The sequence below is a fragment of the Corallococcus exercitus genome (assembly GCF_003611585.1).
GTDB lineage: Bacteria > Myxococcota > Myxococcia > Myxococcales > Myxococcaceae > Corallococcus > Corallococcus exercitus.
On sequence record NZ_RAVW01000430.1, the window covers coordinates 1 to 8,119 of the forward strand.

Genomic DNA, 8,119 nt, shown 5'->3' on the forward strand with positions numbered 1-8,119 from the left:
TATAAGGGACAGCGGTGGTGGCGGCGGCGCTGCCCAAGGCCGCGGAGGACCGGGTCGCGGCGCTCCTGGGCGTCGGGGTGGCGGCGGTGACGGGCGTGGTGGCGCTGGTGCTGAAGCGGCGCGCGGCGCTGCAAGCGGATTTGAAGGCGGCGTTGAAGGTGGTCGGTGTGGTCTTCGCCCTCAGGGGCGTGGGCGTCGGGCTTGGGTTGGCGTGGGTGGTGTCCCGGGGTTTGAGCGCGATCGGGTTCGTGGGCGGCTTCTTCGGCGTCTACTTCGCGCTGCAGTGGATCGAAGTCAGCTACGTGATGGCCGCGTCGAAAGACGCGGCGGGCGGAGACGAGTGATGCGCAAGGCAATGGTGCTGTTCGCCTGTCTGTTCGCGGGCACCGTGTGGGCCTCCGAGCAGCATGGCGAGGAGCATGGGGCCACCCCCCAGGGCGTGCACGGCGTGGCGAACGAGGACCAGGACGCCGAGGGCGATGACGTCGCCGGCTACATCCTCCACCACGTGTCGGACTCGAATGAGTACGAGTTCGAGGTCCCCCTCAGCCGCAACCACATCCCCATCCACCTGCCGCGGATCCTCATCCCGTTCCACGAGGGTGCCTGCACGCCGGTGGCGGACACGCACGGTGGCCACGGTGAGGTGTACCCGAGCCTGGGCCAGGGCTGCCTGGACCTCTCCATCACCAAGCACACGGTGATGATGTGGCTGGCGGCGCTGCTGCTCATCGGCGCGCTCATGATCTGGAGCAACCGCGACAAGACGAAGCTCGTGCCGCGCGGCGCCGGGGCGAACCTCTTCGAGATGCTGGTCCTCTTCGTGCGCGACGAGCTGGCCATCAAGAACATCGGCAAGGAGGAGGGTCCCCGCTACGTGCCCTACCTGCTCACCGCGTTCTTCTTCATCCTCTTCATGAACCTGCTGGGCCTGTTCCCCTGGATGGCGACGGCCACGGGCAACATCGCCATCACCTGCGGCCTGGCGCTGTGCACCTTCTTCGTCACGCAGGCGGCGGGCATCCGCGCGGCGGGCATCGGTGGCTACCTCAAGCACCTGACGGGCGGCGTGGCCCCCTGGCTGTGGCCCATCATGATTCCGGTGGAGTTCCTGGGCCTGTTCACCAAGCCCTTCGCGCTCACCATCCGACTCTTCGCCAACATGCTGGCGGGCCACATCGTCATCTTCTTCCTGCTGGGCCTCATCTTCATGCTCCGCAACCCCGCGGTGGCCCTGGTGAGCGTGCCGTTCGCCTTCGGCATCTACCTGCTGGAGCTGTTCGTGGCCTTCGTGCAGGCGTACGTGTTCACCATGCTGTCGGCGCTGTTCATCGGGATGAGCGTGGCCATGGGCCACCACGATGACCACCACCACGAGGGTGGCGAGAGCCACGACCACGGCAAGGCCCACCACCTGGGCTGACAAGTTGACGGGGCGCCTGTCGGCAACGACGGCGCGCCCCGGTTGAAGACCCGGCGGTTCGAAAGGCCGCCGGAGGTAGTCCTAAAGGGCCCCCACGACCCCCCCACAAGCGGGTCCCGCATCACGAAAGAAGACGTGCTCCCATGACCAACCTCGCTCTTGCCTTCCTCGCCGCCGGTATCGGCGCCGGCCTCTCCATCATCGGTGCCGCCCTCGGCATCGGTAAGCTGGCCGCCGCCGCCATGGACGCCACGGGCCGTCAGCCGGCCGCCGGTGGCGACATCCGCACCACGATGATCATCGCCGCGGCCCTCATCGAAGGCGCCACGCTGTTCGCGCTGGTCGTCTGCATCCTGCTCGCCATCAAGGCTTAAGGCCGGCAGGTCGCAACGGGAGCCGGCGTCCTCTTCGGGAAGAAGGGGCGCCGGCGTTCCGGCTTCACCGCAGCACGCTGTCCCTGTCTCACCTGAAGTCTCCCGCATCCTCCCTCTGTCTTTTCGCTTCACCGGGACCCGCCATGTTCCTGCCCTCAGTCCTCGCCGCCAGCAGCTTCGTGGAGGTCCGTCCGGGCCTCATCTTCTGGACCATCGTCACCTTCGTCATCGTCCTGCTGGTGCTGCGGGCGAAGGCGTGGGGCCCCATCCTGTCGCTCGTGGAAGAGCGCGAGAAGCAGATCTCCAACGCCATCGAGAGCGCCAAGCGTGAGCGCGCCGAGGCGGAGAAGCTACTGGCCGACCAGAAGACGGCCATCGCCGAGGCCCGCCGCGAGGCCGCGGAGACCACCCGCCGCGTGCAGGCGGACATGGAGAAGTTCCGCGACGAGCTGATGGCCAAGAGCCGCAAGGAGGCGGAGGAACTGAAGCTGTCCGCCCGCCGTGAGATTGAAGACCAGAAGGCCAAGGCCATCGCGGAGGTCCGCTCCATGGCCGTGGACCTGGCCATGGAAGTGGCCGGCAAGCTGATGAACGAGCGCATGGACGACGCCAAGCACCGCGCGCTGGCCGAGCAGTTCGTGCAGGGCCTGCCCGGCGCCACCAGCGCCACGGCGACCCGCCGCTCGGCCTAACGGCCGGGAGTCTTCCGCCGCGCTCGCCTGTTCCAGGAATCCATCATGGCTCTCTCCATCGGCATCGTCGGTCTGCCCAACGTGGGCAAGTCCACCCTGTTCAACGCCCTGTCCGCCGCGGGCGCGCAGGCCGCGAACTATCCGTTCTGCACCATCGAGCCGAACGTGGGCGTGGTGCCGGTGCCGGACGACCGCCTGGATCAGCTGTCGGCGCTCATCAAGCCGCTGAAGAAGATCCCCACGTCGCTGGAGTTCGTGGACATCGCCGGCCTGGTGCGCGGCGCGTCCAAGGGCGAGGGCCTGGGCAACCAGTTCCTGGGGAACATCCGGCAGGTGAACGCGGTGCTCCACGTGCTGCGCTGCTTCGAGGACGACAACGTCACCCACGTCGAGGGAGGCGTGAACCCGGTGCGGGACCGGGACGTGGTCGACACGGAGCTGTGCCTCAAGGACCTGGAGACCGTGGAGAAGCGCCGCGAGCGCTCGCTGAAGAACACCAAGGTGGGCGGCAAGGCCGGCGAAGAGGCCAAGGCCGAGGTCGCGCTCCTGGAGCGCATCAAGGCCAAGCTGGATGAAGGCATCACGGTGCGCGCGCAGAAGCTCACCGACGACGAGAAGGCGGCCATCCAGGACCTGTTCCTGCTGACGGACAAGCCCGTGCTGTACGTGGCGAACATCAGCGAGAAGCAGATTGGCAAGGAGGACAGCGACCCGCGCGTGCAGGCGGTGCGCGAGATGGCCGCCAAGGAGGGCGCGGGCGTGGTGGTGCTGGCGGCGGCGCTGGAGTCGGAGATCCAGCAGCTCCCCGAGTCCGACCGTCCCGGCTTCCTGGCGGACTCCGGCCTGACGGAGCCCGGCCTGAACAAGGTCGTGCGCGAGGGCTACAAGCTGCTGGGCCTGTGGACCTACTTCACGGTGGGCGAGCAGGAGTGCCGCGCGTGGACCATCCACAAGGGCTTCAAGGCGCCGCAGGCGGCGGGCGTCATCCACTCCGACTTCGAGCGCGGCTTCATCAAGGCGGAAGTCTTCGGGTGGACGGACCTGGTGAAGCTGGGCAGCGAGGCCGCGGTGAAGGAGAAGGGCCTCTTGCGCGTGGAAGGCAAGGAGTACGTCGTGCAGGACGGCGACTGCATGCACTTCCGCTTCAACGTCTGACGCGGGGCTTCTTCCGCTGTCCGAAGTGACGACGGGCGCTGCCTTCCACTCACGGAAGGGGCGCCCGTTTCGTTTCTAGCGGGGGCCGCTCAGCCACGTGTAGCCCCAGAGGCCCACGGCAAGCACGGCCAGCACGGTGGAGAGGATGGCGGAGCGCTTCACGCGGCCCGCGGGGTCCGGGTTGCCCAGGGCGTACCTCCACACGCCGCCCACGCGCAGCGCCAGGAAGAGGGCGAGGAGCACGGGGCCCACGACCTGCCAGCCTTCCGGGCGCTTGAGGATGACGATCCACGAGGCGATGAAGGCCACGTTGCCCAGCAACATCAGGGCGGGATAGGGCAGGGTCGGACGGGAGGTGCTCACGGGGCTGGCAGTGTGTGCACGGGGCCCCGGGGCGCCAAACGGAAACCCGCGCGGCGTGCACGCCATGTGACAGCCGCGCGGTTTGTTTCACGGTGCTACCGGGGCGGGGGCTCCACGTAGCGGGCGCGGGGGCGGAGCAGGTGGCCCTGTTCACGCTGCTCCAGGACGTGCGCGACCCAGCCCGCGGTGCGGCCCAGGCTGAACAGCACGATGGCTGCGCCGGACGGCAGGCCCAGCGCGTCCGCGAGCATCACCAGGCCCCAGTCCAGCGACGGGGGCGGATGGCCGGCGTCGCGCATGGTGTCCATGACGGCGCGGGCCACGCGGACCTTCAGGGACTCGGGCTTCACGCTCAAGGCGGCGTCGATGAGCGGCGGCACTCGCGGGTCGCCCTTGGCGTAGAGGCGGTGGCCGAAGCCCGTCACGGCCTCGCCCCGGCGCAGTCGGCCGTGGATGACCTGCGCGGCGCGTTCCGGACGGCCGACCTCCGCGATGAGGGCCTCCACGCGGTCACAGGCGCCGCCGTGACGGTGGCCGGAGATGGCCGCGAGCGCCGCGCTGATGCACGCGTACAGGTCCGCGCCGGAGGAGGCCGTCACGCGGGCCGCGAAGGTGGAGGTGTTCAGCTCGTGGTCCGCGCAGAGCACGAGCGCCAGGTTGATCAGCTCCGCGGTCCGCTTCGGCTTCGCGTCCCAGGCCGTGGCCAGCGACGCGGCCATCGTGGGTTCCTTCAACGCCCGCGACACGCGGCCGGGCGCCCGGGCCACGCAGACCCACGCGCCCAGGTGGCGGATGAGCCCGCGCGCGCGGGCCATGTCCTGTTCCGGGGGCGCGGAGAAGCGGCCCGCGTCGCCCGCCGCGAGCAGGGGCACCAGCGCGGCGAGCGCGGAGAGGGGAGGGGTGTCGCGCGGCAGCATCGCGGCCAGCGAGGCGGGGGACACGGAGGGCGCGCCTGCTGGCGATGAGAGGCCGCGCTCGGAGGCCAACGACCTCCTGCCTCGCGCCGGTGGCGCCGCGTGCCCCGCGGTGTCCCACGGTGTTTCCGGCGCGGGCCAGGACGTGGACCCGGATGGCAGGTGGCCGGTCCACAGCAGCTCCGCGACCTCCTCGAAGCGGTGGCCTCGCGCGGCCAGCTCCACCGCGTCGTGGCCCCGGTACTCCAGTCCAGCTTCACTGATGCGCGACACCGATGAGTCGATGACGGGCTCACCCCAGCGCAGCGCTCCGGACGCCACCGCCGCGTGGCCCGCGCGGGCGTCGTGGCGCGTCTTCAACCGCTCCACGTCCGAGCGCAGGTAGCGGTTCTCCTTCGTGCCCTTCTCCGGTACGCACCGCACGAGCCCCCGGCTCACGTACGTGTACAGCGTCGCCCGCTTCACGCCCAGGAGGTCGGCTGCCTCCTCCGCGCGCAGCAGCTCCTCCTCAACTGGATGGTCGAATCGAGATTGAGAACGTCCCCCTGCACGACGCACCATATTTCACGTGCCTCCCGGGTGCGGAGTCTCGACTCGACTGGACCTTCCTGTCGAGTTGAACCGCCCATGGCCGAGGCCACACCCAGCGAAGGAGAGCGACCATGAACGTGGACTTCGGACGGACGTCGTCGGACTACGCGAAGCACCGGGCGGGCTTCCCGGACGCCTTCTACACACGGCTCGAACAGGACGGCGTGCTCACGTCCGGACTGCGCGTGCTCGACCTGGGCACGGGCACCGGCACCGTCGCGCGCAACCTGGCCCGGCGCGGCTGCCACGTCACCGCGCTGGATGTCTCCGCGCCCCAGCTGGAGGCCGCCGCCCGGCTCGCCCGCGACGAGGGGCTCACCCTCGACTTGCGCGAGGCGCCCGCGGAGAACACGGGCCTGCCGTCCGGGTCCTTCGACCGCGTGTTCGCGGGCCAGTGCTGGCACTGGTTCGACCGCGCCGCCGCCGCGCGCGAGGTCTTCCGCCTGCTCAAGCCCGGCGGGAAGCTGATCCTCTGCCACTTCGACTGGACGGCCCTGCCCGGCAACCTGCTGGAGGCCACCGAGGCGCTGGTGGAGGAGTTCAGCCCGCGTGTCCAACTGGACGTGGAGCGCTTCAGCCAGGGCCTGGGCATCTACCCGCAGTGGTTCCGCGACGTGGGCGTGGCCGGCTTCCAGCACCTGACGTCGTTCACCTTCGACACGCTCACGCCCTACACCCACGAGGCGTGGCGCGGACGGATGCGCGCCAACGCCCGCGTCGGCGCCATGCTCCCGCCCGAGGAGGTCGCCCGCTTCGACGCCAAGCTGGGCGCGATCCTCGCCGCGCGCTTCCCCCAGGAGCCGATGTCCGTTCCGCACCGCGTGTTCGCGCTCGTCGCGGAGCGGCCGTGAATCGTGTATCCGGACTCGAAGAAGGTGGGCGTCTTCGCGGGGGCGGCGCCCGGGGGCGACAAGGCGTCGCGCACGCTGCATGCGTATCTGCCTTTGGCCGCGGAGGTGGATTACTGGGAGGGCGAGGAGCCCTGATAGGGTGCGCGGCCCATGGCCTCCCTGCTGGATGCGCTCGACCGCGAGCGGCTGCTCAAGGATTCCGCCGCCGCTTCCGGGCTGCTGCCCAAGGGCGAGCCTCCCCACGTGTCGCTGCTGCGGCTGTGCGAGGCGGGTCTGCTCGTGGGCGGGCTCACCGTGGGGTACGGCGTCCGGCCGGATGAGCTGGTGGGGCCGCTCACTGCGGCCATGGGCGGCGCGGCCCGGAAGCTCAAGGTCGTGGACGTGCGCGAGCGCCCCGCCCTGGAGCTGCACGTCGCGGCGGGTGACGTCACGGAGCGCTGGGAGGTGGAGGACGTGCCCGCGCTCGTGCACAACCTCAACGACCTGTACCGCGACGCGGCCGACGTGCGCGCGGTGGCGGTGCTGGGGGAGTGGGAGGACTCGCTCCAGCTCCTGTGCGTGGAGCGCCGTGCCCTGGGCCGGCTCTTGCGGCAGCCCTTCTTCGCGCCCGTCAACGCGCGGGGGCTCCAGGACCTGGTTCCCTCGCGCTGATGCGGCCGGGCCTCCCTCGACCCCGGCCGGCCGGTGGGGCACCATGGGGGCATGCGCATCACGCTGGCTCTCATCGTTGGATTGCTCCTGGCGCAGGTGGCTCGCGCGGAGCCGGATTCGTTTGGGCTGGGCACCGGCCGCGATGGGACGCTGACCGTCCTCGCCGGGGGGACCCTCTTCCTGTCCGTGGAATCCCCTCTGGAAAAGAACGTCGTGGCGGGGGACCAGGAGCTGGTGGTGTCCAGCCCCGTCGTCTCCGCCGGCGACCTGGTGATGATCCACGAGAGCACGGGCCTGTCGCCCACGCCTGACGTGGGCAACCCGAAGGGCGTGTCGCTGTCGGGGTCGGTCACGCTGGGGCGCTGGGAGCTGGCGCGGGTGGAGACGGTGACGACCACCACGCCCGCCACGCTCGTGCTGACCGCGCCACTTCGCTACGCCTACACCGCGAGCCGGACGCAGGTGGTGCGCGTGGCCGAGTTCACCGACGTCGTCATCCAGCCGGGCGCGCGGCTCACCGCGTCGGCGTGGAACGGCAAGTCCGGCGGCATCCTCGCGATGCTGGTGACGGGCAAGGTGATCAACGACGGCCGCATCAGCGCGGAAGGCCTGGGCTTTCTGGGAGGCATCTTCCAGGTCAGCCCCAACGAGATGACGGGGTGCACCGGGCTGGAGCTGGAGCATGCCAAGGGCGGCTCCTCGCGCGGCGAGGGCGTGGCGGGCATGGCCTCCAAGACGGGCATCCCCAGCGGGCGCGGCAACCTGGCCAACGGCGGCGGTGGCGCCAATTGCTCCGCTTCCGGCGGTGGTGGTGGCGGTCACGCCGGCGTCGGAGGCGTTGGCGGGCGCACGGCGACGGCGGACGGGCAGCGCGACGAGGGAGGCCAGGGCGGCGCGGCGCTGAACTACTCCGTGTTCGAGCGCTTTACGTTCGGTGGTGGCGGCGGCGCGGGCCATGGCTACGACACGGCCGGCTCCAGCGGCTCGAAGGGCAGCGGCGTGGTGTTCATCCGTGCCACCGCGTTCGACGGCGAGGGCGTCTACAGCGCCTCCGGCACGTCGGCGGTGGCCTCGTCGGGCAATGGCGGTGGGGGCGGGGGCGGCG

At 70.5% G+C, this 8,119-nt stretch carries 11 protein-coding genes; 9 read left to right on the forward strand and 2 right to left on the reverse strand.

Annotated elements, in window-relative coordinates; translation table 11 throughout:
• The first annotated feature begins 17 nt into the window (after positions 1-17).
• From D7W79_RS34720 to ychF, 5 genes are all read left to right on the forward strand, one after another.
• Positions 18-344, forward strand: coding sequence for a hypothetical protein (locus D7W79_RS34720; RefSeq protein WP_167497776.1), 327 nt, complete (start codon positions 18-20; stop codon positions 342-344).
• Positions 344-1,423 carry a F0F1 ATP synthase subunit A gene (gene atpB, locus D7W79_RS34725; protein ID WP_120529617.1) on the forward strand — a complete coding sequence of 360 codons (1,080 nt, stop codon included), beginning with the start codon at positions 344-346 and terminating at the stop codon, positions 1,421-1,423. The genes D7W79_RS34720 and atpB overlap by 1 nt, the downstream gene beginning before the upstream one ends.
• Positions 1,424-1,566: 143 nt before the next feature.
• Positions 1,567-1,797 (forward strand): ATP synthase F0 subunit C, encoded by a 231-nt coding sequence (locus tag D7W79_RS34730; RefSeq protein ID WP_120529618.1) that lies wholly within the window; start codon positions 1,567-1,569, stop codon positions 1,795-1,797.
• A 143-nt stretch (positions 1,798-1,940) separates the two neighbouring features.
• Positions 1,941-2,489, forward strand: a complete 549-nt coding sequence (atpF, locus tag D7W79_RS34735) for a F0F1 ATP synthase subunit B (protein WP_120529619.1) — start codon at positions 1,941-1,943, stop codon at positions 2,487-2,489.
• A 45-nt stretch (positions 2,490-2,534) separates the two neighbouring features.
• Positions 2,535-3,644 carry a redox-regulated ATPase YchF gene (gene ychF, locus D7W79_RS34740; RefSeq protein ID WP_120529620.1) on the forward strand — a complete coding sequence of 370 codons (1,110 nt, stop codon included), beginning with the start codon at positions 2,535-2,537 and terminating at the stop codon, positions 3,642-3,644.
• 75 nt (positions 3,645-3,719) lie between these two features.
• On the opposite strand, the gene D7W79_RS34745 is transcribed toward ychF, so the two are convergent.
• Together D7W79_RS34745 and D7W79_RS34750 are read right to left on the reverse strand one after the other, a co-directional pair.
• A complete protein-coding gene (locus D7W79_RS34745; RefSeq protein ID WP_171438940.1) occupies positions 3,720-4,007 on the reverse strand; it encodes a hypothetical protein in 288 nt (95 codons plus the stop codon).
• A 95-nt stretch (positions 4,008-4,102) separates the two neighbouring features.
• Complete coding sequence (locus tag D7W79_RS34750) at positions 4,103-5,482, reverse strand: citrate synthase (RefSeq protein ID WP_120529622.1); 1,380 nt, start codon at positions 5,480-5,482, stop codon at positions 4,103-4,105.
• 101 nt (positions 5,483-5,583) lie between these two features.
• Here D7W79_RS34750 and D7W79_RS34755 point away from each other — a divergent pair, with 101 nt between their 5' ends.
• The 4 genes from D7W79_RS34755 to agmC all read left to right on the forward strand — a co-directional run.
• A complete protein-coding gene (locus D7W79_RS34755; RefSeq protein WP_120529623.1) occupies positions 5,584-6,363 on the forward strand; it encodes a class I SAM-dependent methyltransferase in 780 nt (259 codons plus the stop codon).
• 3 nt (positions 6,364-6,366) lie between these two features.
• Positions 6,367-6,498, forward strand: coding sequence for a hypothetical protein (locus tag D7W79_RS45940; RefSeq protein ID WP_272491495.1), 132 nt, complete (start codon positions 6,367-6,369; stop codon positions 6,496-6,498).
• Positions 6,499-6,513: 15 nt separating this feature from the next.
• Positions 6,514-7,014, forward strand: coding sequence for a hypothetical protein (locus D7W79_RS34765; protein WP_120529624.1), 501 nt, complete (start codon positions 6,514-6,516; stop codon positions 7,012-7,014).
• A gap of 51 nt (positions 7,015-7,065) precedes the next feature.
• Positions 7,066-8,119 (forward strand): adventurous gliding motility protein AgmC (gene agmC, locus D7W79_RS34770; RefSeq protein WP_439099262.1); only part of this gene is annotated, 1,054 nt, incomplete at its 3' end.